We start from the raw sequence: 24,286 nt of genomic DNA, 5'->3' as shown, positions 1-24,286 counted from the left end.
CCATCGGATGGCTCACCATTGGGCACCACGTACGGGGTTACCGCACCATGGCAACACCACCCGCCGTGGGGGGACAGCGACCCGGGTCACCACCACGATGCGATCCTGCTCACTGCCAGACACGCACCGGTGGACCGGTCGGTTCATCCACGGGGTGTTATTACCCCCCGGCCAGATGAACAATCCGAGGCCCCGTTCGCTTCCCGGGGCGGGCGGCGCTAGGAGGCGAGCAGGGCGAGGGCGCCGCGCACCTGGTCGGCCGAGCGGGCCAACGCGGCCCGGGCGGCGTCGACTTCAGCGCCCGAGACGAGGGAGACGAGCGCGGTCTTCAGGTCGCCGTCGGCCTGGCTGAGGGCCTGCCGGGAGAGTTCCTCCGAGCAGCCGGTGGCCTCGATCAGAATCGAGATCATTCGGCCGCGGAGTTTCGCGTTGGTGGCCACCATGTCGATCATGAGGTTTGAGTAGACCCGCCCCAGCCGCACCATGACGGCGGTTGAGAACGTGTTGAGCACCAACTTCTGTGCGGTGCCCGCCTTCATCCGGGTCGACCCGGTGACCACCTCGGGTCCGGTGTCCACGCCGATGAAGACGTCGACCGACCGGGCGGCCTCGGCCTCCGGATTGGCGCAGAGCAGCACCGTCGATGCGCCCTTGGCGCCGGCTGCGGCAAGCGCCCCGAGGACGTACGGCGTGCGTCCGCTGGCTGCCAGACCAACCACCAGGTCCCCGGCACGTACACAACTGGCCGCTTCGACCGCGCCGCCCCGGTCATCGTCCTCGGCGTCCTCCACGGCCCGCCACATGGCGTCCGGGCCTCCCGCGAGGTGCGCGCAGAACCAGTGGCGGGGCGAGTTGAAGGTCGGGGCCAATTCGGCCGCGTCGAGCACGCCCAGTCGGCCGGAGGTGCCGGCCCCGAAGTAGTGCACCCGGTGGCCCCCGCGGAGCGCCTCGACCGCCAGGTCGACGGTGGTGGCGATCTCGTCGAGCACCGCGGCGACCGCCGCCGGCACCCGCCGGTCCGCCTCGTTGATCACGGTGAGCACGTCCCGGGTCGACATCAGGTCCAGGTCGACGCTGAGCGGGTTACGCCGTTCGGTGGGAGCACCCACTCGGACCGTCGGCCGAGCGGGTGGTGCGGGCATCTCCGCACCGGCCGTCATGCCCGCCTCCGGTTGGCACCTACCCGGTGCGACTGGACCGCCTCGGCGGTCGCCTCCAGGGCCTTGCGGGCCCGGGCCCGGTTGCGGGCGGCCACCCCGACGAAGAGGCAGTCGACCACGGTGAGCTGGGCCAGCCGGCTGGCTGTCGCGCCGGAGCGGTAGGTGGTCTCCCGGGCCGCCGTGGTCAACACGAAGTCCGCCACGTCGGTGATCGGAGAACGCGGGAAGTTCGTCAGCGCCACGGTCGCGGCACCGCGGGTACGGGCCTGCTCCAGCACCTCGATCACGTCGGAGGTGGTGCCGGTGTGCGAGATGCCGATCGCCACGTCTCCCCGACCGAGGAGAGCGGCCGAGGTCAACGCGGTGTGCACGTCCGGGAAGTAGAAGGCGATCCGGCCGATGCGGTGCAGCTTCTGCTGAAAGTCCGAGGCGACGAACCCGCTGGCGCCGGCACCGTAGATGTCGATCCGACCGGCGCCGCTGATCGCCTCGACCACCTGCTCGCAGACGGCGGGGTCGAGTTGCTCGGCAGTCTCCTCGACGGCGCGGGCGTCGTTGAACGCGATGGTGGCGATGATCTGGGCGAGGTCGGCACCGGGCGGGATGTCACCACCGACTACTCGGGCGTCCGGCGGCTCGATCCGTCGGGCGGCCTCGGCGGCGAGGCGAATGCGCAGTTGGGGGTAACCGTCCATGCCGACCGATCGGCAGAACCGGATGACGGTCGCCTCCGACGTCTCGGCTGCGGTGGCGAGGTCGGTGATTGTCCGCCGGGCGGCGGCCGCCGGGTCGGAGACGACCAGCCGGGCGACCCGCTGCTCGGCGGGCGACAGCGACGGCAACAACCCGCTGATGTGGACGATCAGCCCACCGGGCTCGTGACTCGCAGAAATCTTCGGACTCTTCGCCACGGGTGAAACTTACTTTCACCAAGCGTGACCGTCAACCATGACTGTCCGGTAGGGAAAATTGTCGACGGCCGGGATCACCGGTCCCGGACAGCCTGCCACTCCCGAAGGACCACCGCCTCATCCGCCGGGTCGAGACCACCCTGCCGTACGGCGGCCGGATGCGCCGCCATCCAGGAGGCGGTCGCCCGAACGGTGTCCGGCAACGGACGGACCGCCAGCCCGGCGTCGAGAGCCGGTCGGGCGTCGCGGTCCATCAGGCCGCCGAACTCCGGTAGTCGCACCCAGAGCGGCAGTGCCCGCTCCCCTGACCACTCGCGAACGTCGTGCGACACCAGGAACTCCTGATCGACCCAGGTCAGGACGGGCTCTGGCACGTCCAGCCCGGCAGCGACCCCGGCCAGTAGGTCCGCCCGTGTCATCGCGGGCCCGACGCCGTCGTACGTGCCGCCCAGCCGGGTGCCGGCGGCGTGCAGCAACCAACCCGCCAGATCGGCGACGTCCACGAACTGCACCCTGTCGGTCGGCCGTCCGGGCGCGAGCACCTCTCCACCGACCGACAGCCGCCGCACCCAGTACGGAAAGCGGTCGCTCGGATCCTCGGCGCCGACGAGCAGCCCGGCCCGGCAGATGAACGAACGGTCCACCCCCATCCGCTCCCGGACCGCCTGCTCGATGCTTACCTTGCACTCGCCGTACCAGCGGTGTTCCGGGCCGACCGGAGCGTCCACGTCCGCCGGGGCGGCCGGCAACACCGGTGCGTCAGCGGCGGTCTGGCCGGGGGTGGTGTTGTCCGCGTACACCGAGATCGTCGACACGAACGACCAGTGGCCCACCTGGTCGGCAAGGGCGGAGAGCGCGTGCCGGGCGTGACTGACCTGGCGGGTCACGTCGATCACCGCGTCGAAGCCGGCGTCGGCGAGCGGGACGAGCGCCTCCGGATCATCGCGGTCGGCCGCCACGAACCGCGCCCCGGCCGGCACCGCGCCGGACACGCCCCGGGCCACACAGGTCACCTCGTGACCCTGCTCGACGGCGAGCCGGGCCGTCGCCCGGCCCAGAAACCGGGTGCCACCAAGAATCAGGATCCGCATGCGCCGATCCTGCGCCCCCAACACCCAAACCACCGAACCACTCTGCCCACGGCAGACAGCGCCCCCCACGGCAGACGGCGATCATGAAGTTGTTGCCACTCAGATCGGCGTGTCACGGCAATAACTTCATGATCAACGGAGAGGGCGGGGTGGGGACGGGGTGGGGACTAGCGTGAGGGGTATGGCTGAGGGCAGCGTTTTGGTGACTGGCGGGTCCGGGGGGCTTGGCGGGGCGGTGGTCACCGCATTCGTCGAGGCGGGCTGGCGGGTGGTCGTACCGGAGCGGAAAGCCCGACCCGGGTCGGCGCCGGCGGCGGCCGGACTGCTCCGGGTCGTCGCGGACCTGGCCGACCCGGCGGGTGTGGCGCGGGCGGTCGAGGCCAGCGTCGGAGAACCGGCGGCGCCGCTGCGCGCGGTGGTCAACCTGGTCGGGGGGTACGCCAGCGGCGGGCTGGTGCACGAGACCCCGGTCGAGGAGTTCGAGCGGATGCTCACCGTCAACCTGCGGCCGACCTACCTGGTCACCCAGGCCGCGCTGCCGCACCTGGTGGCATCCGGCGGCGGCGCGGTGGTCTGCGTCTCGGCCCGCGCGGCGGTTGCCCCGTTCCGGGGCGCGGCCGGCTACTCGACGGCCAAGGCGGCGGTGCTGGCCTTCGCCAACGCGGTCGCGGTGGAGTACCGGTCGCACAACGTGCGCTGCAACACCGTGCTGCCCAGCGTCATCGACACTCCGGCGAACCGGGCGGCCCAGCCCGACGCCGACCATTCCCGGTGGGTGACACCGGACGAGATCGCGCCGGTGATCCGGTTCCTCGCGTCGGCCGAGTCCGCCCCGACCAGTGGCGCGACCGTTCCGGTCTACGGGCGGGCCTGAGCCACCACCGGGCCGAGGTCATCCCCGGCCGGCTTGGACGGCGGCAGCCAGGTCTCCAGGTGCGCCTGAATCTGCTCGGTCACCTCCGCGGCGGGGCGACCCGCGTCCACCAGCACGAAGCTGGGGTATTCGGGCAGTGCCCGATAGGCGGTGTCGGCGGCGGTCAGCCACCCCATCGTCTCGTGGTCGGTGCCGCGTTCCTCGATGCGCCGGTACGCCTCCGCCGGGTCGACGGCGAGCAGGAAGGTCACCTGCGGGGTCGGGAACAGTCGGTAGCCGGCCCGAGCGAGCCGCTCCCAGCGCTGCCCGCCGTGCGCCCGAATGCTCGCGTACTGGCAGGCCGAGTAGCGGTCCATCACCGCCGTCCGGCCGGTGAGCAGACAGCTGAGCAGGGCCATCGCGATGGCGAGCCAGCGCAGCACCGACTCCACGGCCAGCACCCCGTCGCGCCCGACGAGCCGCTGTGCGTCCGGCCGGCCGAGCCGCTGGGCGAGCCGGCCGAGCCAGCGCCGGCCACTGGCGTTGCGGCGGTAGGTGGCGGGTCGCCCGGCGGCGGTCAGCGCGTCGGCCAGCCGGTGTGCCTGAGTGGTCTTGCCCGAACCGTCGATGCCGATCAGGGCGACGGTGCGCAATCGGGCCGGGCGTCGTCGCGTCCCCGATGATCTGGCCACTCTCCACAGATTATCCGACCCGCGCACCTAGTCCGCGTGGTTTGTCATGCTTCATCCCTGTTGGCACCCAACCGCGACACCGGCAGGTGTGGCCGACCGGTTTGCCGGGTACCGGACTGAGATCCAACCGCCGGTCCACCAACACGACGACGGAGGAAACAGATGGCTGAGCGCGGGGACGAGAGTCTGGTGCACACCCTCAAGAAGGTCGCCGCCGTGCTCAAGCAGTCCGAGATTCCGTTCGCACTGGGCGGCAGCTTCGCCGTCTACGCCCACGGTGGGCACTCCAGTGATCACGACGTCGACTTCCTGATCCGCGAGGCCGACGTGGAACAGGCGCTGGAGGCTCTGGTGGCCGCCGGTTTCGTCGCCGAGCGCCCACCGGAGGACTGGCTGGTGAAGGTCTTCGACGACGGCCGGATGGTGGACCTCATCCACCGGCCGATCGAGACACCGGTGACCGAGGAGACGTTCGCCGACACCGTCATCCGGCCGGTGGACGCGATTCACATGCCGGTGCTGTCCGCCACCCAGCTGATGGTGCACAAACTGCTGAGCTTCTCCCAGCACTACTGCGACTTCGCCCGCGGTCTGCCGCTGGCCCGCTCGCTGCGGGAGCAGATCGACTGGGAACGGGTACGCAAGGAGACGCAGCACTCGCCGTACGCCGAGGCGTTCCTGGTGCTGCTGGACCGGCTGGAGGTGGTGTCGGCCGCCGGCACCCAGCCAGGAGAGGGGACATCGTGACCCACAATCGCGACATCGGCGCCGCGCCACCGGACGAGTACGTCGAAGCGGAGATCCAGCGGTTGCTCGTCGAGGATCCCGCCGTCGCCGAACAGGGGATCACCGTGATTCGACGGGAACGCGCCCTCGTGCTCTACGGCGAGGTGGAGAGCCCGCACCGGCGGGAGGAGATCCTGCGTCTGGTGTCCGAGCGCTTCCCGGACGTGCCGATCACCAGCGACATCGGGGTGATCCGCGCCCAGGCGCCCACGGAGATCGAGCAACTGCCCTGAGGGAGGTTCCATGGTGATCCGGATCGCCGCCGTGGGTGACGTGCATCTGGACGAGGACGTGGTCGGCCGATTCCGACCGGCGTTGGAGGAGCTGCCGGAGTGCGCCGATGTGCTGCTGCTGGCCGGGGACCTGACCCGGCACGGCACCGAGGCCGAGGCGCGCTGCGTGGCCGAGGAGTTCGGTGGGTTGGCCGTACCGGTGGTGACCGTGCTGGGCAACCACGACCACCAGTGTGACCAGGTGCCACAGGTGGTCAAGGTGCTCCAGGACGCGGGCATCACAGTGCTGGAGGGCAACGGCGTCGTGCTGGACTGCGCGGGTGGTCGGCTCGGCATCGCCGGCGTGAAGGGCTTCGGCGGCGGATTCGCCGGTCGGTGCGCGAGTGACTTCGGCGAGCCGGAGATGAAGGCGTTCGTGCGCACCACCACCGACAGCGCGGACCGACTCGGTGCGGCGCTGCGCTCGCTGGACTGCGACATGCTGGTCGCGCTCACCCACTACTCGCCGGTGCCGGACACGCTCGCCGGCGAACCGTTGGAGATCTACCCGTTCCTCGGGTCGTACCAGCTGGGGCAGGCGATCGACTCGGCACCCACGGCGCTGGCCGTGCACGGGCACGCGCACGCCGGCACCGAGCGCGGCACGACCCCCGGAGGGGTACGCGTCCGCAACGTCGCGCACCCGGTGATCAAGCAGGCGTACAGCGTCTTTCACGTTGGCGATCAACTCGACACCGACCAGGTTTCCCCGATCGGCCAGTCGGGTAGTCAGAGGTCATGGAGCTGATTCTCTGGATTCTCGCAGTCGTACTCGTGGTCGCCGGCATCCTCGCGCTTTTCCGCCGGCAGATCCTGTGGGGCATCGTCCTCATCGTCGTCGGGCTGTTGGTCGGCCCGGGTGGCGTCAGCATCTTCAATTAGCGCTCGTCAGCCGTAACACCGGGACCCGCCGGGGTCGCCGCGACCGGAGCTTCGTCCTCCCGACAGGAGCACTGGCCGCAGCGATCCCGGCGCTTTTTGGTGTTTTGAAGCGCACCAGGCAGGAAACCTCTCGACCATGGAGACATCTCACGGCGCGCGGGTGACGTCCGGCCGGCGCGCCTGGTGGGCCCTCGCCGGCTTCGCCGTGGCGGTCGTCGTCGCGGCCGCGATCGGCGGGCTGGGCGTACAGGGCACCACCGACGAGTACGCGAGTCTGCGACAACCCGGCTGGGCGCCGCCGTCCTGGCTGTTCGGCCCGGTCTGGTCGCTGCTGTACGCGCTGATCGCGGTGGCCGGCTGGCTGGTGTGGCGGCGGGTCGGCTTCTCCCCCGCCCTCTGGGCGTGGACCGCCCAACTGGTGCTCAACGCGATCTGGACCCCGCTCTTCTTCGGCGCGGGGCGCTACGGGCTGGCGTTCGCCGAGATCGTGCTGATGTGGCTGGCGATCGGCCTGACGGTGCTGCTGTTCTCCCGGGTGTCCCGGGTGGCGGCGGGGCTGCTGCTGCCGTACTGGGCCTGGGTCACCTTCGCCGCCGCGTTGAACCTGTCGATCTGGCAGCTGAACAATTGACCGGGCGGTCCCCGGCGGGCGAGCGCCCGCCGGGGACGCTGTCGTTCCCTGGTCAGCAGCGGGGGACGTTGGGGATGTAGCCGTCGTAACCGGTGTAGACGTACGCGTCGGCGATGAAGCGGCCGGAGCCGATCCGGTCCCAGATCGTGCTGGTGCCGTAGGTGCCGGTGACGCTCGTGCCACTGGTCTGGCAGGCGATGGTCACCCGGGTGCCGTCGGCGACGGTGCCCACCGAGGCGTACCCGGTGCCGGGGCCGGAGCGGACGGTCAGCGGCGTGCCGCTGGTGTTGACAGTGCCGTTGCCGCTGCCCGAGGAGCATCCGTTGCCACTGGTGTAGCTCTTGGTGCCCCAGTAGAGCGCGAGGCTGCCGTTGAAGCGGACCTGGATGTCTGAGCCGTTGAGGCGCTGCTCGTAGTGCAGGTGTGGGCCGGTCGATCCCCCGGTGCTGCCGACCCAGCCGATCACCTTGCCGTACCCGACCGTCTGCCCGACCGAGACGTTGAAGCCGCTGAGGTGCGCGTAATAGGTGCTGTAACCGCCCCCGTGGTCGATTCGGACGTATTTGCCGTAGCTGGTGCCGCCGAGGTCGGTGACCCGGTCGACGGTGCCGGGGGCGCTGGCGACCACCGGGTCGCCGGAGTCGTTGGTGCGGTTGAAGTCGACCGCGTATGCCGGGCTGTGGTCCGACCGCGTCTGCCCGGACCAGGTCTGCCCGCACGGGAACGGCACCCTGAAGGTTGGCGCGGCCAGCGCGGGTGTCGCCGGTGCCAGCGCGCCCCCGACCAAGAGACCCGTCACCAGCAGGCTGATCCACCGCTTTCGCATACAGCTCCTCCTATGTTGAAAACCTTCAATCTGTTGCGCTCAGCCTGACAGATATCGTCAATCTTCGAAAGAGCCCGCCGCATGCCCCGCCAGCGCGCCCACCAGGCAGCCTGCAGGTTTCCGGATTGTTACTCGCTCGTGTCTGACAGGGGGTGGACCCGGCCGGATGCAAGCGCTTACATGTGTGCACGCCCAATCGGACCGGCGACGGGTCACCAGCACGACCGCGCCGGCTAGGAAGGAGGACGGCATGGCGGTCTTTACCAGACCACGCCAGGCCTTCGTGATCGCCGGTGTACTCGGGCTGGCGCTCAGCGCCACCGCCTGCGGTACCGGCGACGACAAGAAGAGCAGCAAAGCAGGCTCCGCGGAGTGCGCCGCATACGACAAGTACGAGGGCCACGACGGCAAGAAGGTCTCCATCTACGCGTCCATCCGTGACGCCGAGGCCGACCTGCTCAGGAACTCCTGGAAGACGTTCGAGGACTGCACCGGCATCGAGATCGACTACGAGGGCAACGCCGAGTTCGAGGCGCAGCTCCCGGTCCGGGTCGACGGCGGCAACGCGCCCGACCTGGCCTTCGTGCCCCAGCCGGGCCTGGTCAAGCGGTTCGCCGACGCCAGCAAGCTGAAGTCCCTCGGCGCCGACACCAAGACGATGGCCGAGCAGAACATGCCGGCCGACTGGCTGAAGTACGGCACCGTCAACGGCACCCTCTACGGTGTGCCGCTCGGCGCCAACGTGAAGTCCTTCGTCTGGTACTCGCCGAAGCTCTTCAAGGAGAAGGGCTGGACGGTCCCCACCAGTTGGGACGACATGATCAAGCTCAGCGACACGATCGCGGCGACCGGCATCAAGCCGTGGTGCGCCGGCATCGAGTCCGGTGACGCCACCGGTTGGCCGGCCACCGACTGGATCGAGGACGTGATCCTGCGTACGCAGGGCCCCGAGGTCTACGACCAGTGGACCACCCACGCCATCCCGTTCAACGACCCGCGGATCGTCGACGCGGTCAACCGGGCCGGCACGATCCTCAAGAACGAGAAGTACATGAACGGCGGCTTCGGCGGGGTGAAGAGCATCGGCACCACCGCCTTCGGTGAGGCCGGCCTGCCGGTCACCACCGGCAAGTGCGCCATGCACCGGCAGGCGTCGTTCTACGCCAACCAGTTCCCCGAGGGCACCAAGGTGGCCGAGGACGGCGACGCGTTCGCGTTCTACTTCCCGGCCATCGACACCGCCAAGGGCAAGCCGGTGCTCGGCGCGGGCGAGTTCGTCGTCGGCTTCGCCGACCGCCCCGAGGTGCAGGCGGTGCAGACCTACCTCGCCTCGGCTGAGTACGTCAACAGCCGCGCGAAGCTCGGCAACTGGGTCACGGCGAACAACAAGCTGGACATCGCCAACGTCGCCAGCCCGATCGACAAGCTCTCCGTCCAGATCCTGCAGGACAAGACGGGCGTCTTCCGCTTCGACGGATCCGACCTGATGCCGGCCGCGGTCGGCGCGGGGACGTTCTGGAAGGGCATGGTCGAGTGGATCAACGGCAAGGACACCGCGACGGTGCTCCAGGGCATCGAGAGCAGCTGGAAGTGATCTGAGCGGTGGGCCGGTCCGCACCCGCGGGCCGGCCCACCGACGGATCTGGACCTGGGAGGGTCGATGGAGTTCGACTTCGCTGAGGAGCAGCCGAAGTTCCTCATGCTGATGTACGGGCTGATCGCTTTCGTCGCGGTGGTGGGCGGTCTGCTCCTGCTTCTCGACGTGGTGCCGGCCTGGTTCGCCCGCCGACGGGAGGCGCAGCTCGTCGCCGCGTCCGCCAGCGGCACCCCGCTCCCCCGGCGCTCGAAGCAACGGGAAGGGCTCTTCGCGCTCTTCTTCATGCTGCCGACGGTGCTGCTGCTCACCATCGGGCTGGTCGTGCCGGCCATCCGCACCATGTTGCTCTCCCTGATGGACAAGGACAGCAACGAGTGGGTGGGCCTGGCCAACTACAGCTGGATGTTCTCCGAAAGCTCGATCATCCGGGTGCTGACCAACAGCCTGATCTGGGTGATCCTGGTCCCGCTGGTGGCGACCGGCTTCGGTCTGATCTACGCCATCCTGGTGGACAAGGTCCGGTTCGAGGCCGTCGCCAAGTCGCTGATCTTCCTGCCGATGGCGATCTCGTTCGTCGGCGCGAGCATCATCTGGAAGTTCGTCTACGCCTACCGTGGCGAAGGCGACCAGATCGGCCTGCTCAACCAGATCGTGGTCAGCCTCGGCGGTGAGCCGAAGCAGTGGCTGCTGGAATCACCGATGAACACGCTGCTGCTGATCGTCATCATGATCTGGATCCAGGCCGGCTTCGCCATGGTGGTGCTCTCCGCCGCGATCAAGGCGATCCCCGCCGACATCGTGGAGGCCGCCCGACTCGACGGCGTCAACCCGTGGCAGATGTACTGGCAGATCACCATGCCGACCATCCGACCGGCGGTGATCGTGGTGGTGGTGACCCTCTCGATCGCCACGCTCAAGGTCTTCGACATCGTCCGGACCACGACCAACGGCAACTACGACACCAGCGTGATCGCGAACGAGATGTACAACCAGGCCTTCCGGTACGGCCAGAGCGGCCAGGGCTCCGCGCTTGCGGTCTTCCTCTTCGTCCTGGTCATTCCGATCGTGATCTACCAGATCCGCAACCTCCGTCAGCAGCGGGAGGGCTGAGATGACGACCGCAACGCCCACCGTCGCCGCGGGCACACAGCAGACCAGTGGCACCCCGCCCACCACCGCCGGCCGGGTCCGCAAGCGGTTGACCAGCCGCACCGCGACGCTCGTGTCTATCGTCATCGCGGTGGTCTGGACCATCCCGACCTTCGGCCTGCTCGTCTCCTCGTTCCGGCCGGAGGACGAGATCAAGACCACCGGCTGGTGGACGGCCTTCACCGACCCGCAGTTCACTCTGGAGAACTACCAGCAGGTCCTGTTCGGGCGGTCGTCGTCGTCCGGGCAGCTCGCCGGTTCCTTCATCAACTCGCTGGTGATCACCATCCCGTCGGTGCTCTTCCCGCTCGCCTTCGCGTGCCTGGCCGCGTACGCGCTGGCCTGGATCAACTTCCGGGGTCGGGACTGGGCCTACATCGCGATCTTCGCGTTGCAGATCGTGCCGTTGCAGATGGCCCTGGTGCCGCTGCTGAAGTTCTTCTCCACCGGCGTCACCCTCGGCGGCGTCACCCTGATGCCGGCCTGGGATCTGGTCGACGAACAGAAGTTCGCCCAAGTGTGGTTCGCCCACACCTGCTTCGCGCTCCCGTTCGCCGTCTACCTGCTGCACAACTTCATCTCGCAACTGCCGGGTGACCTGATGGAGGCGGCCCGGGTCGACGGGGCCACCCACCCGAAGATCTTCCGCACCATCGTGCTGCCGCTGATCACCCCGGCGCTGGCCGCGATCGGTATCTTCCAGTTCCTCTGGGTCTGGAACGACCTGCTGGTGGCGCTGATCTTCGCCGGCGGCGGCGACGAGACCGCCCCGCTCACCGTCAAGCTGGCCGAGATGGCCGGCACGCGGGGCAACGAGTGGCAGCGGCTGACCGCCGGAGCGTTCGTGTCGATCGTCGTACCGCTCATCGTGTTCCTGTCCCTGCAGCGCTACTTCGTGCGAGGTCTGCTCGCCGGCAGCGTCAAGGGCTGACCGCGCGCCCGCCGTCGCCTGGCCCCTCGGGCGGCGGCGGGCACCGGGCACCGAGCGGGGGAAACCGTGACGAGGATCGATGATGTGGCCCGGCTGGCCGGGGTGTCCACGGCTACCGTCTCGCGGGCGCTGCGCGGGCTGCCGACGGTCTCCGCCGCCACCCGACGCCGGGTCCTCGCCGCCGCCGAGCAGCTCGACTACGAGGTCTCGCCGAGCGCGTCCCGGCTCGCCGGTGGCCGTACCGGCACGGTCGCGGTGGTCGTTCCCCGGATAACCCGATGGTTCTTCAGCACGGTCGTCGAGGCGGTCGAGGAATACCTCCACGAGTCCGGCTACGACCTGCTGCTCTACAACCTGGGTGGCCGGGAGCAGGTGCGCCAGCGGGTCCTGCGTACGGCCAACCTGCACAAGCGGGTCGACGCCATGATCCTGGTCGCCACGCCGCTGCGTCCGGCCGACCTGACCGCGCTGGCCACGCTCGAACTGCCCGGCGTCACCATCAGCTCGGGCAGCAGGGTGCCCAACTGGCCGTGCGTACGGATCGACGACGTGGCGGCCGCGCGGACCGCAACCAAGCACCTGATCGACCTCGGCCATCACCGGATCGCCCACATCTCCGGCGACCCGGACGACGAGTTGGCCTACACCACCCACCTCGACCGACGCCGCGGTTACCAGGCGGCGCTACGCTCCGCCGGCCTGCGACCCGACCCGACCCTGGACATCGAGTCCGGCTTCACCATCGACGGCGGCAACCGGGCCACCGCCGAGCTGCTGGCCCGCGGCGAGCCGCCGACCGCTATCGTCGCCGCCTGCGACGAGATGGCGATGGGCGCGTTTTCCGCCCTGCGCGACGTCGGTCTGCGGGTGCCGCAGGACGTCAGCGTGGTCGGCATCGACGACCATGACCTGGCCAGCGTGCTCGGGCTCAGTACCGTTGCCCAGCCCGCCGCCGAGCAGGGCCGGCTCGCCGCCCAGATGCTGCTCGACCCGCTCGGGGCCCGACCGCCGGGGCCGGTGGTCAGTCAACGGGGCGCCGGTTGCGACACTCCGGTGGTCCTGCCCACCCGGTTGGTGGTCCGGGATTCAACCGCGCCGCCCCGGGCACACTGAAATCCAAACACCGCAACACGGGAGACGACCCTGAACACCGACCCGACGCAGCAGACCTCCTCCGGTCAACCGGCCACCGGCTGGTGGACCGAGGCCGCCATCTACCAGATCTACCCCCGCTCGTTCGCCGACTCGGACGGGGACGGAATCGGTGACCTGCCCGGCATCACCGCCCGCCTCGACCACCTGGTCGAGCTCGGCGTGGACGCGGTGTGGCTCTCTCCTTTCTACCCCTCGCCGCAGGCCGACGCCGGCTACGACGTGGCCGACTACCGCGACATCGATCCGCTGTTCGGCACCCTCGCCGACGCGGACAAGCTGATCGCCGAGGCCCGGTCCCGCAACCTGCGGGTGATCGTCGACCTGGTCCCGAACCACACCTCCTCGGCGCACCGCTGGTTCCAGGCCGCGCTGCCGGCCGCGCCCGACAGCCCGGAACGGTCCCGGTACATCTTCCGCGACGGCCGTGGCCCGGCCGGCGACCAGCCGCCGAACGACTGGCAGAGCGTCTTCGGCGGTCCAGCCTGGACCCGGACGCTCGACGCCGACGGGCAGCCCGGCCAGTGGTACCTGCACCTGTTCGACACCGGGCAGCCCGACCTCAACTGGGACAACCCGGAGGTGCACGCGGAGTTCCTGGACGTGCTGCGGTTCTGGCTGGACCGCGGGGTGGACGGCTTCCGGGTCGACGTGGCACACGGCCTCATCAAGCAGGCCGACCTGGCCGACTGGCAGGAACCCCAGGAGATCCTCTCCGGTAACGAGATCGACAAGCCCCGCCCGCCGATGTGGGACCAGGACGGCGTGCACGAGATCTACCGGCAGTGGCGGCAGGTTCTGGACAGCTACCCCGGCGAGCGGGTGCTGGTCGCCGAGGCCTGGGTGGAGCCGGCCGAGCGGCTGGCCCGCTACGTCCGCCCGGACGAGATGCACCAGGCGTTCAACTTCGAGTACCTGCTCGCCGCGTGGACCGCACCGGCCCAGTACGCGGTGATCACCCGCTCGTTGGAGGCGACCGACTCGGTGGGCGCGCCGACCACCTGGGTGCTGTCCAACCACGACGTGGTGCGGCACGCCTCCCGACTCGGCCTGCCGGTCGGCACCGTACGCCCCAACGGCATCGGCATCGGCGACCCGCAGCCGGACGCCGCGCTCGGCCTACGCCGGGCCCGAGCGGCCACCCTGCTGATGCTCGCGCTGCCCGGCTCGGCATACCTCTACCAGGGCGAGGAGCTGGGGCTGCCCGAGCACACCACGCTGCCCGACGAGGCCCGGCAGGACCCGACCTGGGTCCGCACGGGGCACACCCAGCGCGGCCGGGACGGCTGCCGGGTGCCGATCCCGTGGGAGGCCGACGCCCCGTCGTACGGCTTCGGACCGACCGACGCGAGCTGGTTGCCGCAGCCCGCGCTCTGGGCGGAGTACGCGCTGGACCGCCAGCGCGACGTGCCCGGCTCGACGTACGAGCTGTACCGCACGGCGCTGCGGTTGCGCCGTGCCCACGGGCTGGGCCGCGGCACCCTGGAGTGGTTGTCCTCCGGCGACGAGGTGCTGAGCTTCCGCAACGGTGAGCTGACCGTGCTGACCAACTTCGGTGTCACCCCGGTACCGGTGCCGGCCGGCGCCCAGGTGCTCGCCGCCAGCGCGGCACTGGACGACGACGGTGCGGTCCCGACCGACGTGACCGTCTGGCTGCGCGCCTGATCTCGCGCCGACCGGCCCGTCCCGCGAGCGGTACTCGCGGGCGGGCTGGTCGGTGTGGACCGGCCCGCTGTGGAGCTGATGTCGTAAACGATTCACCCCGCACCGCACGCCGGCACGCCGGCACGCCCCACGGAGAATGCGCGTCGGATGCTCCCGTGCGTGCCACTCACCCTCGAGAGGGCGCTACTCCCAGCACAGGCCTGTCACTCCAGAAACGCTGCCCCCGCGCCGATCTTGCAGTTTCGGTCGCCGAGATGAGCAAAATGCGGGCTTACGTCGGGACAGAAAGTGCAAGATCGCGGAGAAGGGCAGCTCGACGGGGTGGTGCGGGGTTGACGAACAGTCACTCCGTCTAGCGCGACGGTGCAGTTGGCCAGTATCGAACATGATCTTGATACGAGCGCCTCTCCCGGGCAGGCGGGAGCGCGGGGCGCGGGCGTTGTCAGAGACGGTCGGCCCGGCTGTGGAGCAGGTCGTGCACGTTGTCGATGTCCGCCGGTGAGGTCCGCGAGGCGAGCCAGTACATGACACCGGTGGGGATGAAGAAGAGCTGGAACGCGGCCAGCCCCACGGCGAAGTTCAGCGGTGGCGGGAAGGCCGTCCGCAGTGCCTGGAAGGCCACCCCGACCAGCCCGTTGCCGGCCGCGCGACCGACCCCGTTGACCAGGTTGCCCAGGCTGTAGACAGTGCCCCGGTGCTCCGGCGGGTTGACGTCGGCGATCAACGCGAACCAGTTCGGCGAGTTGGCCGAGGTCAACGCGAGCGCCACGATCGCGGTGAGCAGGCTCAGCCCGACCGACGGCTCCGTGAACACACTGGCCAGCACCGCACCGACCACCGCGCCGCCGCCCGCGCCGTCCGGCACGTCGATGGTCACCGGGACGAAGAACAACACCAGGTAGAACGGCAGCGCGGCGAGGATGCCGACCGAGGCGACAAGTGCCCGCCCCCGGGGCGTACGCCGTTGCACCGCGTCACCGATCAGCCCGCCCACGATGGACAGCACCCCACCGAGCTGGAACAGGGTGGCGAAGACGCTGCCCACCACCACCGCTGTCGACGTCGAGTAACCCTGGGCCTCGGCCCGTTCGGCGAAGAGCACCGGCAGCCAGACCAGCGAGCCGAACGCGGCCTGCGCGGTCAGACCCTGCAGGATCAACCACCGGTTGGTCCGCCGGCCCAGGATGCGCGGCAGGTCGGCACGGCTGATCCGGTAGTCGTAATCGGCACCGGCGTCGAGCCTGCCGGCCAGCTCCGGCTCGCTCTGGCCGCGCCGAATGTCGTACGTGAAGAAGTAGGCCAGGGTGGCGGCCAGGCCGACGCCGGTCAGCAGCAGGAACGGTCGCCGCCAGTCGGCCGCCCCGAGCAGCCCGCCGACGAGCGTGCCCGCGAGGGTTCCGACCCCCTGGGAGAGCCCCCAGAAGCTCATCACCAGCCCACGCCGGGTCGGTGAGATCAGGTCGGTGACCACGGAGAAGCCCACCGAGCCGACCGCGCCGAGGCCGACCGCCGCGACCAGCTGCGCGGTCAGGAACGTCAGGTAGCCGCCGGCGAACGCGCTACCTCCGGTGCCCGCCGCCCACAGGAGCGTGCCCACCATGAGCAGCGGCTTGCGATTGGTCCGGTCCCCGACGTACGCCCAGCCGACAGCCGCGACCGAGCTGACCAGGAAGCTGACAGCGGTGACCACGCCGAGCAGCCGCCCGGACACGTCGAACGCGTCGGAGATCGGGCCGTACAGCGGCGGGACCAGCCCGATCGCCACGTTGTCCAGTGAGGCGAGCAGCACGAACACCACGACGCTGTACAACCGGTGTGCCGGGCCACCGCCCCGGGCCCGTCCGGGCCCGCCACTGGTCACGGTCATGACCGGCAGCCAACCAGATCGCGCCGAGGAGGTCCTCACGCGGGTAGCGGTCGGCCGTCGTCCTGCGGCTCGGCGACCGGGTGAGCCGATCGCGGTCAGCCGTCCGCCCGCAGCGCGGCGACCGGCTCGACCCGGGACGCCCGCCAGGCGGGATAGATTCCCGCCAGCAGCCCCACGGCGGCGCCCAGCAGCGCGCCGCCCGGGGTCAGCCACGGCTCCATGACGGGCGTCCACTGCCGCAGGTAGCCGACGCCGACCACGGTGAGGACGCCCAGCGCCGCGCCCAGGAGGCCGCCGAAGAGCCCGACCAACGCCGATTCCAGCATGAACAGCAGAGCGACGGATCCACGGGTGGCGCCCAGACTCCGCCGCAATCCAATCTCCCCGACCCGCTGGAGCACCGAGACCAGCATGGTGTTGGCGATGCCGACCGCGCCGATGGCCAGGGTGACCGCCGCGAGCACCAGAAACAGGGCCTGTGTGTCGGCGGCGACCTTCGCCCGGGTGGCAGCCGGCTCCGGCGGGCGCTGCGACACCAGGGCGTCCGGTTGCTGCGGTGCCAGCGCGAGCGGGGCCTGTCCGGCGACCAGCGCCGCCGCCCCGACGTCGGTCTCCACCACCACGGAGAGCGGCGCGGTCAGCCCGAACCGGGTGCGGGCCGTGCCGTCGGGCAGGATCACCGCATCGAGCAGACTGGGTGCGCGTTCCACGGCGTCGAGCACACCGATCACGGTGAACGCGCGGTCCCCGACGAACACGGCGGGCGACTGGCTCACGTCGGCCAGGTGCAGCCGGGCCGCCAACCGGCCGCCGAGCACCACGACCGCGTCCCGACGGTCACTGTGCCCCTGGTCATACCAGCGACCGGCGAGAAGCGACCCGCGTACCGCGTCGAGGAGTTCCGGCGAGGCCGCCACCAGCGGCGGCTGGGTGACATCGCTGGCGAGCGGGTCCACCACCGCGGTCGCCCGTACGGGTGTTCCCGGCAGGTCCAGCGTGCTCATCGTCGCGGCCGCAACCACCCCTTTCAACCGCTCGACACGCTGCGGGGCGTCCCACGGGATGGCGCTCTGCGCCCGCTCCGGACCGCCGTCGTTCGCCGGCACCACGGTCACCGAGGTGGCGGCGAGCTCGTCGAAGTGCGACACGATGCGGGCGCCGGCGGTGGTGGCGATGCCGATGGTGGCGACCAGGGCGGCGATGCCCACCACAACGCCCAGCGCGGTGAGCAGCGTGCGGTTCACCCGGGCCCGAATACCAGCCAGCGCCTCCCCGACCAGGTCACGCATCGGCCGTCACCTCGCGGAGCGTCCCGTCGGTGATCTCGACGCGACGCCGGGCCCGCGCCGCGACCTGCTCATCGTGGGTGACCATGAGCACCGTCTGCCCCTCGTCGTTCAGACGGACGAAGAGCGACAGCACCTCCTCCGCCGTCGCCGAGTCGAGGTTTCCGGTCGGCTCGTCGGCGAGGAGGAGCTGGGGGTGGATGGAGAGCGCGCGGGCGACGGCCACCCGCTGCCGTTCGCCACCGGACATCGTCGTCGGCATGGCGCCGGCCCGGTCGGCCAGCCCGACGCGGTCCAACGCCTCGGCCGCCCGCGCAACCCGCTGCCGGCGAGGGCAGCCGTGGTAAAGCAGGGCGACCGTGACGTTCTCCAGCGCCGACCGGTGGGCCATCAGGTGGAAGCTCTGAAACACGAAACCGATCCGGGACGAACGCAGCTTGGTGCGCGCCCGGTCGGAGAGGCCCGACACGTCCGCTCCGTCGAGCAGGTACGACCCCGACGTCGGCCGGTCGAGCAGGCCAAGGATCTGCAACAGCGTCGACTTGCCGGACCCGGAGCGGCCGGTGATGGCCACCCACTCGCCGGCTCGGACCGTCAGGTCCGTGGGGTGCAGCGCGGTCACCGGCCGGGTGGCCGGAAAGACCCGGCTGACGCCGCGCAGCTCGACCAGGAATGTCACGACCGCTCGCCGACGACGACCAGATCCCCCTCGGCGAGCTCCCCGCCGGTGGCCCGCACCTCGGCGAACCCGCCGGCGGAGAGGCCGACGGTGACCGGCACGTCGCGTCCACCCGATGCATCGGACACCCGTACCCGGGCCGCGCCGGAGGCGTCGGTGATCAGGGCGGCCAGCGGCACGGCGAGCACCGCACCGTCGGTGCTGGAGATGGGGACCCGGATCCGCACGTCCCGGCCGTGCAGTTCGGCCGGAACGGCGCCGACCGGTTTGATCCGCAGCTCGTACTGCCCCTCGGAGGTGTCGCCCGTGCCCGCCTTCTCCGCGACGTGGGACACCTCGCCGGCGAAGGTGGCGACCCCGTCACCCTCGTCGAGCTGCGCTCGCTGGCCAAGCTTGAGCAGCCCTCGCTCCTCCGCCGAGACGCCGCTGGTCACCTCCAGCGCCGCCGCCGTCAGGCTCATCACCGTGCCGCTCACCTCACGCCCGAGGGCCGTCTCCAGCTTGTCCACCCGGCGGGGCAGCGCCGGAACGAAGGCCACCTCACCGCGGGGGAGCCGAACCCCGACGGCGGCCTGGAGCCGGCTCAGCGCGGTGCGCGCCTCGGCCAGCCGCCGGACCGCGGCGGTCACCGCCGCCTCCGCGACGGACACGTCGGCGGAGCCGGTCAGCTCGGCCAGGTCGGCTCGGGCCAACTCCAGCGCCACCCGGGCCGCTTCCACGTCCGCCGTGAGCCGGCCGATGCTGGCCTCCGAAGCGCCGTCCGCGATCGCTGCGTCCCGCGCCCGCACCGCGGCCTCGACGTCGGCCTCGGCGCTGCGTACCCGGGCCCGGGCCACGGTTAGCTCCGACGCCGGCGGCCCCTGCTCGGCGTTGCGCAGCGCGGCCCGGGCGGTGTCGACGGCACCGTCGGCCGCGGCGATCCGCTCACGAGCCGCAGCCAACTGCTGCTCTTGCTCCGCGGACGGCCCGACCGGCTCGTAGCCGGCGGCCCGGTAGAGCCGCTGCACCGCGGCCGAGGTCCGAACGTCGTACGTGTCGTCCGGAAGCCCGGTGAAGTGGCCGAGCCGGGCCAGGGCCCGCTCCAACTGGCGGACGTCCGGGCCGGTGCTGCCCGGCGCCAGCGCGCGGTACATCGGGATGGCCCCGTCCATCAGGATCACCGGCCGGCCGGATACCTGGAGGGCCACGTCCCCCTCGTCCAGGCTGCTGCCCGGCTTCGGCACCCGGCCGGTGACCACGAGCTTGCCGAGCCGGCCGTCCCCGAGGTCGGCGTCCACGGTCAGGGCCTGCGGTTCGGCGAACCCGAGCGTGCCACGGACCACGACCGAGGTGGCGATCACCCGGCGCTCCACCGGCACCGTGATAGCGCCCGCCTCAGGCGGTGCGGCGTGCTGGGCGGCCTGCATCGGGGACTGGATGGATCGGCCGGCCCACCAGCCGACCGCCGCCGCCAGCACCGCCACCGCGACGAGTGTCGACAGTGCACCCGGGCGACGCGCGGACGCGGAGCGACGCAACGCCGCCAGCCGGGCCAGCACCCGGTGCCGAGCCGTTCCGGTCACAGTTCACCGGCCAGCGCCTTGTCCAGGTACTCCCGGTAGACCTGCTTGTAGAGGTCGTCGTACGGCCACTGGCAGGGTTCGGTCTGCCGTGCCTCGGCGATCTCCCGCTCCTGCAGCCGCTTGAGTTCGGCGAGTTCCGTGGCGGTGAAGACCTCCGCGAGGCGTAGCGCGGCGCTGTCCCGTCCGGCCTCGTCGGCCTCGGCGACGGCCCGCTCGAAGCCGTCGCGGAACTTCTCGGCTGCCTTCGCCAGCCGCAGCGACCGGGCGTCCCCGCTGTCGAAGCCCTTCTCCTCCAGGCAGGCGCGCCGCACCTCGCCGGCCCGGACGACCCGGGAATCGGCGTCGACCGCGCCGTAGATCCGGTCGCTGCGCGCCGACTGCTCGGGGCTGAGCCGGAGGTTGGCGACGTTCGGCGCCGGCCCGAACCGTCCGTCCGTCTCCTTGCGGCAGCGCTCGAGCCGACCACGCCAGCCGCCGACCTGCTCCGCGGTCATCGCGGCCAGCGCCTTGCGGTTGGGGTCGACCCGCCGGGTGCCGGGCGGCAGGTAGTCGATCAGCGTGGTCAGCCCGTACCCGTACTGCCGCACGAACTGCTCGCGGGTGAGCCCGAGCGCTGTCCGGCGGTCGACCGCCCACTGGTCGATGAAGGGCTGGTAGTCGTAGCCCTCCGCCTTCATGCACTCGAGCAGCGCGCTGTTCACCTGGTCCCAGTAGGCGAGCGTCTCGTCCCGGTTGTCGTCGCCCCGGTCGAGCGCCTCGGCCATCACCTTCTCCACCGGCTTCGCCGGTGTGGAATCGGCGGCCGGCCCGGAGGAGCAGCCGGCGGCGAAGGCGACCACGAGGGCCGCGCAGGCGAGCCTGGACGCTTTCATGCACACCCCGTCAACTCGTTGGTTCCCGGGCCGACCCGCCAGAGGGCCGGCCCGGAGAATCAGGTCAGTAGGCGCCGTTGTAGTAGTTGGTGCTCAGCGCCCCGGTGGCGGTGAGCTGACCGCGGAAGTCGGCCCAGACGTTGCCGTTCTGGTCCCAGAAGGTGTAGTTGTAGCCGGCCGAGTCGCAGCTGGTGCCCTGCGTCCCGACGTAGCCGGGGTCGTAGTAGCGGACGGCGAGGCAGGAACCGTCGGTGTAGGTGTCGCTGATCTTGCCGTAGTAGACGCCGTTGCGGTTGCAGGTCTCCGGCGAGCGCAGCTGCTCCACGCCGCGCTTGACGCCGCCGACGTAGACCTGGACCGGCGAGCCGTAGTTGCTCTCGTAGCAGCCGGCCTGGGCCGGCGCGGCGATGGCCTGAACGGCGACGATCCCGCCGGCCGTCAGCGCAAGTGCCGCGACGGACGCCCGCAGTTTGCTTCCCGGTAGACGCTTCACATCGACTCCTCCCGTTGGGTGATCGAACGGTAGTCAGCCGGTTCCGCTCGGCGCTGCCCCGTCCGACCGTCCATCATGGCCAAACGGCGGGGACTGTCGCACCCAGTCACCTTTCTGAATGCCGACCACCCGATCCGGCCAACGCATGGGACGGCGAGCTGCGTCGACGAGTGAGCCCCCGGTGGGGACGACCGGGGGCTCATAACCAACAGTTATCGTTGCAGATCGATAACGAGACGCCTCAGCGGTCGATCACGCGATCCCGGGCCTCCGCGTACCGCTCGCGGATCGCGGGAACGGGCTCGGCGTCGTACTCCTCGGTGCCGGCGGGGCTCCACTCCGGCGCCGCCGCGCCGCCCCGGGCGGCCCAGGCGGCCTGGCGGGCCGCCCCGTCGGCGACGTACTCGCCGGGCGGCGGTACCACCACCGGGCAGCCGAAGACCTGCGGCGCGATCCGGCGCACCGCGACCGACCGGGCACCGCCGCCGACCAGGATCACCCGGCGAGCCTCCACCCCCTGGGCGACCACGGCCTCCAGCCCGTCGGCGAGCGCGCAGAGCATGCCCTCCACGGCCGCCCGGGCGAGATGCGCCGGGGTGGACGTCCGCAGGGTCAACCCGTGCACCGCGCCGCTGGCCATCGGCCGGTTCGGGGTCCGCTCCCCTTCGAGGTAGGGGACCATCACCAGCCCGCCCGCCCCGGCCGGCGCGGAGAGCGCCAGATCGGCCAGCTCGTCCAGACCGACCCGGAGCATCGACGCCGCGGCGTTGAGTACCCGAGCCGCGTTGAGCGTGGCGACCAACGGCAGGAACCGGCCGGTGGCGTCGGCGAAGCCGGCCACGGTGCCGGTGGGGTCGGCGGACGGGCCCTCGGCGACGCTGAACACCGTCCCGGAGGTGCCGATCGAGATCACCACGTCACCGGGGCCGGCACCGACGCCGAGCGCGGCAGCGGCGTTGTCGCCGGTGCCTGGGCCGAGCAGTATGCCACCGGCGGACCCGCCGGGCACACTGTCGGTGGCCAGGGTGCCGGCGTGCAGCTCCCCGGCCGAGTCGGCCGGGCCGAGCACGGTCGGCACCTGGAGACGGCGGCCGAAGGCCCGCTCCAGCAGGTCGAACCGGTACTGCCCGGTGCTCGGCGACCAGTAGCCGGTGCCGCTGGCGTCACTGCGGTCGGTACGCAGCCCCGCCAGGTCGGTCGCCCCGCCCAGCCGCCAGGTGAGCCAGTCGTGCGGAAGGCAGACCGCGGCCACCCGGTCGGCGTTCTCCGGCTCGTGCCGGGCCAGCCAGCGCAGCTTGGTGGCGGTGAAGCTGGCCACCGGCACACTGCCGGTGGCCTCGGCCCAGAACCGGCTCCCGGCCGCGCCGCCGCCGGCCTCCTCGATGAGATCGGCGGCGGCGTCGGCGGATCGGGTGTCGTTCCACAGCAGCGCCGGACGGACCACCCGGCCGTCCTCGTCGAGACACACCATGCCGTGCTGCTGGCCGGCGACGGAGATCGCCGCCACGTCGGCCAACCCGCCGGCCTGGTCGGCGGCGCTGCGCAGCGCCTGCCACCAGGCTTCCGGGTCGACCTCCGTGCCGTCCGGGTGCGGTGCCCGGCCCTGCCGGAGCAGGGCACCGGTCTCCGCGTCCCGGATCACCACCTTGCAGGACTGGGTGGACGAGTCAACGCCTGCGACCAACGGCATGGCGGGGCCTCAGCGGGCGCCGAGCAGGTGCTCGACGGCGAGCTGGTTGAGCCGGACGAAGGCGAAGCCCCGTGCGGCCACCGCGTCCACGTCGACATCCTCGAACGCGGACCGGTCGGCCAGGAACTCCTCGTAGCCCTCGCCGTCGCCCAGCGTCGGCGTGCTCAGCTCACCGACCTTGCTGGCGGCGAGCGCCTCGATCACCTCGGGGTCGGCACGGAACGCCGCTGCGCGCTCCTTGAGCAGCAGGTAGGTGCTCATGTTGGCCGCCGCGGAGGCCCACACCCCGTCCATGTCCTCGGTACGGGAGGGCTTGTAGTCGAAGTGCCGCGGCCCGTCGTAGGTCGGCCCGCCGTTGGGGCCGCCGTTCTCGAGGAGGTCCACCAGTGCGAACGCGTTCATCAGGTCACCGTGGCCGAAGACCAGGTCCTGGTCGTACTTGATGCCGCGCTGGCCGTTGAGGTCCAGGTGGAACAGCTTGCCCTGCCAGAGCGCCTGGGCGATGCCGTGGGCGTAGTTGAGCCCGGCCATCTGCTCGTGGCCGACCTCCGGGTTGAGGCCGACCATCTCCGGGTGGGCCAACTGGGAGATGAAGCCGAGCGCGTGCCCGATGGTGGGCAGCAGGATGTCGCCGCGCGGCTCGTTGGGCTTGGGCTCCAGGGCGAACCGCATGTTGTAGCCCTTGTCGATGACGTACTGGGTGAGCAGGTCGACCGCCTCGCGGTAGCGGTCCAGGGCGGCCTGGACGTCCTTGGCGAGGTCGTACTCGGAGCCCTCGCGGCCACCCCACATCACGAAGGTGCTCGCGCCCAGCTCGGCGGCCAGGTCGACCTGGCGCAGCACCTTGCGCAGGGCGAAGCGACGGACGTCGCGGTCGTTGCTGGTGAAGCCGCCGTCCTTGAAGATCGGGTGGGTGAAGAGGTTGGTGGTGACCATCGGCACCACGAGGCCGGTCTCGTCGAGGGCCTTGCGGAACCGGGCGATGTGCTGGTCCCGGGTGGCCGCGTCGGCGCCGAACGGGATCAGGTCGTCGTCGTGGAAGGTGATGCCGTACGCGCCCAGCTCGGCGAGCCGGTGCACTGCCTCGACCGCGTCGAGCTCGGGACGGGTGGCGTCACCGAACGGGTCGCGCGCCTGCCAGCCCACGGTCCAGAGCCCGAAGGAGAACTTGTCGGCGGGAGTGGGACGGGGTGCCATGAGCGACCTCCGGGGTGGTGTTGTCCGCTATTTGTTCAGCGA

24 protein-coding genes are annotated in these 24,286 nt (G+C 71.0%); 11 read left to right on the top strand and 13 right to left on the bottom strand.

The window, feature by feature from the left end; genetic code table 11:
* Positions 1-218: 218 nt before the first annotated feature.
* The 3 genes from murQ to V6U86_RS11945 all read right to left on the bottom strand — a co-directional run bounded on the left by murQ (position 219) and on the right by V6U86_RS11945 (position 3,162).
* Positions 219-1,160, bottom strand: coding sequence for an N-acetylmuramic acid 6-phosphate etherase (gene murQ / locus V6U86_RS11955; RefSeq protein WP_334502025.1), 942 nt, complete (start codon positions 1,158-1,160; stop codon positions 219-221).
* Positions 1,157-2,071 carry a MurR/RpiR family transcriptional regulator gene (locus V6U86_RS11950; RefSeq protein WP_030488123.1) on the bottom strand — a complete coding sequence of 305 codons (915 nt, stop codon included), beginning with the start codon at positions 2,069-2,071 and terminating at the stop codon, positions 1,157-1,159. Before V6U86_RS11950 ends, murQ begins: the two co-directional genes overlap by 4 nt.
* A gap of 74 nt (positions 2,072-2,145) precedes the next feature.
* A complete protein-coding gene (locus V6U86_RS11945) occupies positions 2,146-3,162 on the bottom strand; it encodes an NAD-dependent epimerase/dehydratase family protein (protein WP_334502021.1) in 1,017 nt (338 codons plus the stop codon).
* A gap of 181 nt (positions 3,163-3,343) precedes the next feature.
* On the opposite strand from V6U86_RS11945, the gene V6U86_RS11940 reads away from it, so the two are divergent.
* The gene (locus tag V6U86_RS11940; protein ID WP_334502019.1) at positions 3,344-4,036 is read left to right on the top strand and encodes an SDR family NAD(P)-dependent oxidoreductase; all 693 of its coding nucleotides are present in this window, start codon (positions 3,344-3,346) and stop codon (positions 4,034-4,036) included.
* Here V6U86_RS11940 and V6U86_RS11935 read toward each other — a convergent pair.
* Positions 4,021-4,707, bottom strand: coding sequence for a dTMP kinase (locus tag V6U86_RS11935; RefSeq protein ID WP_334502016.1), 687 nt, complete (start codon positions 4,705-4,707; stop codon positions 4,021-4,023). The genes V6U86_RS11940 and V6U86_RS11935 overlap by 16 nt on opposite strands.
* Before the next feature lie 162 nt (positions 4,708-4,869).
* Here V6U86_RS11935 and V6U86_RS11930 point away from each other — a divergent pair, with 162 nt between their 5' ends.
* The 5 genes from V6U86_RS11930 (at position 4,870) to V6U86_RS11910 (ending at position 7,278) form a co-directional block, all read left to right on the top strand.
* Entirely contained in the window at positions 4,870-5,454 is a 585-nt protein-coding gene (locus V6U86_RS11930) for a nucleotidyltransferase family protein (RefSeq protein ID WP_334502013.1), read from the top strand.
* Entirely contained in the window at positions 5,451-5,726 is a 276-nt protein-coding gene (locus tag V6U86_RS11925; protein WP_334502010.1) for a hypothetical protein, read from the top strand. Before V6U86_RS11930 ends, V6U86_RS11925 begins: the two co-directional genes overlap by 4 nt.
* A 10-nt stretch (positions 5,727-5,736) precedes the next feature.
* Positions 5,737-6,513, top strand: coding sequence for a metallophosphoesterase family protein (locus tag V6U86_RS11920; RefSeq protein ID WP_334502008.1), 777 nt, complete (start codon positions 5,737-5,739; stop codon positions 6,511-6,513).
* On the top strand, positions 6,504-6,647 hold the full coding sequence (locus V6U86_RS11915) for a GPGG-motif small membrane protein (RefSeq protein ID WP_007464364.1): 144 nt from the start codon (positions 6,504-6,506) through the stop codon (positions 6,645-6,647). Before V6U86_RS11920 ends, V6U86_RS11915 begins: the two co-directional genes overlap by 10 nt.
* Before the next feature lie 136 nt (positions 6,648-6,783).
* A complete protein-coding gene (locus tag V6U86_RS11910) occupies positions 6,784-7,278 on the top strand; it encodes a TspO/MBR family protein (RefSeq protein WP_334501977.1) in 495 nt (164 codons plus the stop codon).
* A 52-nt stretch (positions 7,279-7,330) separates the two neighbouring features.
* Here V6U86_RS11910 and V6U86_RS11905 read toward each other — a convergent pair whose 3' ends face one another.
* The gene (locus V6U86_RS11905) at positions 7,331-8,104 is read right to left on the bottom strand and encodes a peptidoglycan DD-metalloendopeptidase family protein (protein ID WP_334501976.1); all 774 of its coding nucleotides are present in this window, start codon (positions 8,102-8,104) and stop codon (positions 7,331-7,333) included.
* A 250-nt stretch (positions 8,105-8,354) separates the two neighbouring features.
* On the opposite strand from V6U86_RS11905, the gene V6U86_RS11900 reads away from it, so the two are divergent.
* The 5 genes from V6U86_RS11900 to V6U86_RS11880 all read left to right on the top strand — a co-directional run bounded on the left by V6U86_RS11900 (position 8,355) and on the right by V6U86_RS11880 (position 14,598).
* Entirely contained in the window at positions 8,355-9,698 is a 1,344-nt protein-coding gene (locus tag V6U86_RS11900) for an ABC transporter substrate-binding protein (RefSeq protein WP_334501974.1), read from the top strand.
* A gap of 66 nt (positions 9,699-9,764) precedes the next feature.
* Positions 9,765-10,811 (top strand): carbohydrate ABC transporter permease, encoded by a 1,047-nt coding sequence (locus V6U86_RS11895; RefSeq protein ID WP_334501972.1) that lies wholly within the window; start codon positions 9,765-9,767, stop codon positions 10,809-10,811.
* Position 10,812: 1 nt separating this feature from the next.
* A complete protein-coding gene (locus V6U86_RS11890; RefSeq protein WP_334501970.1) occupies positions 10,813-11,781 on the top strand; it encodes a carbohydrate ABC transporter permease in 969 nt (322 codons plus the stop codon).
* Positions 11,782-11,847: 66 nt separating this feature from the next.
* The gene (locus V6U86_RS11885) at positions 11,848-12,894 is read left to right on the top strand and encodes a LacI family DNA-binding transcriptional regulator (RefSeq protein ID WP_334501968.1); all 1,047 of its coding nucleotides are present in this window, start codon (positions 11,848-11,850) and stop codon (positions 12,892-12,894) included.
* A 30-nt stretch (positions 12,895-12,924) separates the two neighbouring features.
* The gene (locus tag V6U86_RS11880; protein ID WP_334502271.1) at positions 12,925-14,598 is read left to right on the top strand and encodes a glycoside hydrolase family 13 protein; all 1,674 of its coding nucleotides are present in this window, start codon (positions 12,925-12,927) and stop codon (positions 14,596-14,598) included.
* A gap of 442 nt (positions 14,599-15,040) precedes the next feature.
* On the opposite strand, the gene V6U86_RS11875 is transcribed toward V6U86_RS11880, so the two are convergent.
* The 8 genes from V6U86_RS11875 to xylA all read right to left on the bottom strand — a co-directional run bounded on the left by V6U86_RS11875 (position 15,041) and on the right by xylA (position 24,244).
* Positions 15,041-16,465, bottom strand: coding sequence for an MFS transporter (locus V6U86_RS11875; protein WP_334501965.1), 1,425 nt, complete (start codon positions 16,463-16,465; stop codon positions 15,041-15,043).
* Positions 16,466-16,560: 95 nt separating this feature from the next.
* Positions 16,561-17,754, bottom strand: coding sequence for an ABC transporter permease (locus tag V6U86_RS11870; RefSeq protein WP_334501963.1), 1,194 nt, complete (start codon positions 17,752-17,754; stop codon positions 16,561-16,563).
* Positions 17,747-18,430: an ABC transporter ATP-binding protein gene (locus V6U86_RS11865; protein WP_334501961.1), complete on the bottom strand. Its 684-nt coding sequence runs from the start codon at positions 18,428-18,430 to the stop codon at positions 17,747-17,749. Before V6U86_RS11865 ends, V6U86_RS11870 begins: the two co-directional genes overlap by 8 nt.
* The gene (locus V6U86_RS11860) at positions 18,427-19,992 is read right to left on the bottom strand and encodes a peptidoglycan-binding domain-containing protein (protein WP_334501959.1); all 1,566 of its coding nucleotides are present in this window, start codon (positions 19,990-19,992) and stop codon (positions 18,427-18,429) included. The genes V6U86_RS11865 and V6U86_RS11860 overlap by 4 nt, the downstream gene beginning before the upstream one ends.
* Positions 19,989-20,864, bottom strand: coding sequence for a hypothetical protein (locus V6U86_RS11855; protein ID WP_334501957.1), 876 nt, complete (start codon positions 20,862-20,864; stop codon positions 19,989-19,991). The genes V6U86_RS11860 and V6U86_RS11855 overlap by 4 nt, the downstream gene beginning before the upstream one ends.
* Before the next feature lie 64 nt (positions 20,865-20,928).
* Positions 20,929-21,357 carry a hypothetical protein gene (locus tag V6U86_RS11850; RefSeq protein ID WP_334501955.1) on the bottom strand — a complete coding sequence of 143 codons (429 nt, stop codon included), beginning with the start codon at positions 21,355-21,357 and terminating at the stop codon, positions 20,929-20,931.
* Between the two features lie 241 nt (positions 21,358-21,598).
* Entirely contained in the window at positions 21,599-23,047 is a 1,449-nt protein-coding gene (xylB, locus tag V6U86_RS11845; protein ID WP_334501952.1) for a xylulokinase, read from the bottom strand.
* Between the two features lie 9 nt (positions 23,048-23,056).
* Positions 23,057-24,244 carry a xylose isomerase gene (xylA, locus tag V6U86_RS11840; protein WP_334501950.1) on the bottom strand — a complete coding sequence of 396 codons (1,188 nt, stop codon included), beginning with the start codon at positions 24,242-24,244 and terminating at the stop codon, positions 23,057-23,059.
* Positions 24,245-24,286: the final 42 nt, after the last annotated feature.

The sequence above is a fragment of the Micromonospora sp. CPCC 205558 genome (assembly GCF_036902955.1).
Taxonomy (GTDB): domain Bacteria; phylum Actinomycetota; class Actinomycetes; order Mycobacteriales; family Micromonosporaceae; genus Micromonospora.
Note: the sequence above shows the minus strand (reverse complement) of the source record. Positions and strands in the feature narration are given on the sequence as shown.

Coding starts and splice junctions, on each gene's coding strand:
- V6U86_RS11930 (WP_334502013.1), top strand. CDS start 4,870: ATGGCTGAGCGCGGGGACGAGAGTCTGGTGCACACCCTCAAGAAGGTC.
- murQ (WP_334502025.1), bottom strand. CDS start 1,160: ATGACGGCCGGTGCGGAGATGCCCGCACCACCCGCTCGGCCGACGGTC.
- V6U86_RS11940 (WP_334502019.1), top strand. CDS start 3,344: ATGGCTGAGGGCAGCGTTTTGGTGACTGGCGGGTCCGGGGGGCTTGGC.
- V6U86_RS11855 (WP_334501957.1), bottom strand. CDS start 20,864: ATGAAAGCGTCCAGGCTCGCCTGCGCGGCCCTCGTGGTCGCCTTCGCC.
- V6U86_RS11900 (WP_334501974.1), top strand. CDS start 8,355: ATGGCGGTCTTTACCAGACCACGCCAGGCCTTCGTGATCGCCGGTGTA.
- V6U86_RS11920 (WP_334502008.1), top strand. CDS start 5,737: ATGGTGATCCGGATCGCCGCCGTGGGTGACGTGCATCTGGACGAGGAC.
- V6U86_RS11890 (WP_334501970.1), top strand. CDS start 10,813: ATGACGACCGCAACGCCCACCGTCGCCGCGGGCACACAGCAGACCAGT.
- xylB (WP_334501952.1), bottom strand. CDS start 23,047: ATGCCGTTGGTCGCAGGCGTTGACTCGTCCACCCAGTCCTGCAAGGTG.
- V6U86_RS11905 (WP_334501976.1), bottom strand. CDS start 8,104: ATGCGAAAGCGGTGGATCAGCCTGCTGGTGACGGGTCTCTTGGTCGGG.
- V6U86_RS11945 (WP_334502021.1), bottom strand. CDS start 3,162: ATGCGGATCCTGATTCTTGGTGGCACCCGGTTTCTGGGCCGGGCGACG.
- V6U86_RS11875 (WP_334501965.1), bottom strand. CDS start 16,465: ATGACCGTGACCAGTGGCGGGCCCGGACGGGCCCGGGGCGGTGGCCCG.
- V6U86_RS11915 (WP_007464364.1), top strand. CDS start 6,504: ATGGAGCTGATTCTCTGGATTCTCGCAGTCGTACTCGTGGTCGCCGGC.
- V6U86_RS11870 (WP_334501963.1), bottom strand. CDS start 17,754: ATGCGTGACCTGGTCGGGGAGGCGCTGGCTGGTATTCGGGCCCGGGTG.
- xylA (WP_334501950.1), bottom strand. CDS start 24,244: ATGGCACCCCGTCCCACTCCCGCCGACAAGTTCTCCTTCGGGCTCTGG.
- V6U86_RS11910 (WP_334501977.1), top strand. CDS start 6,784: ATGGAGACATCTCACGGCGCGCGGGTGACGTCCGGCCGGCGCGCCTGG.
- V6U86_RS11895 (WP_334501972.1), top strand. CDS start 9,765: ATGGAGTTCGACTTCGCTGAGGAGCAGCCGAAGTTCCTCATGCTGATG.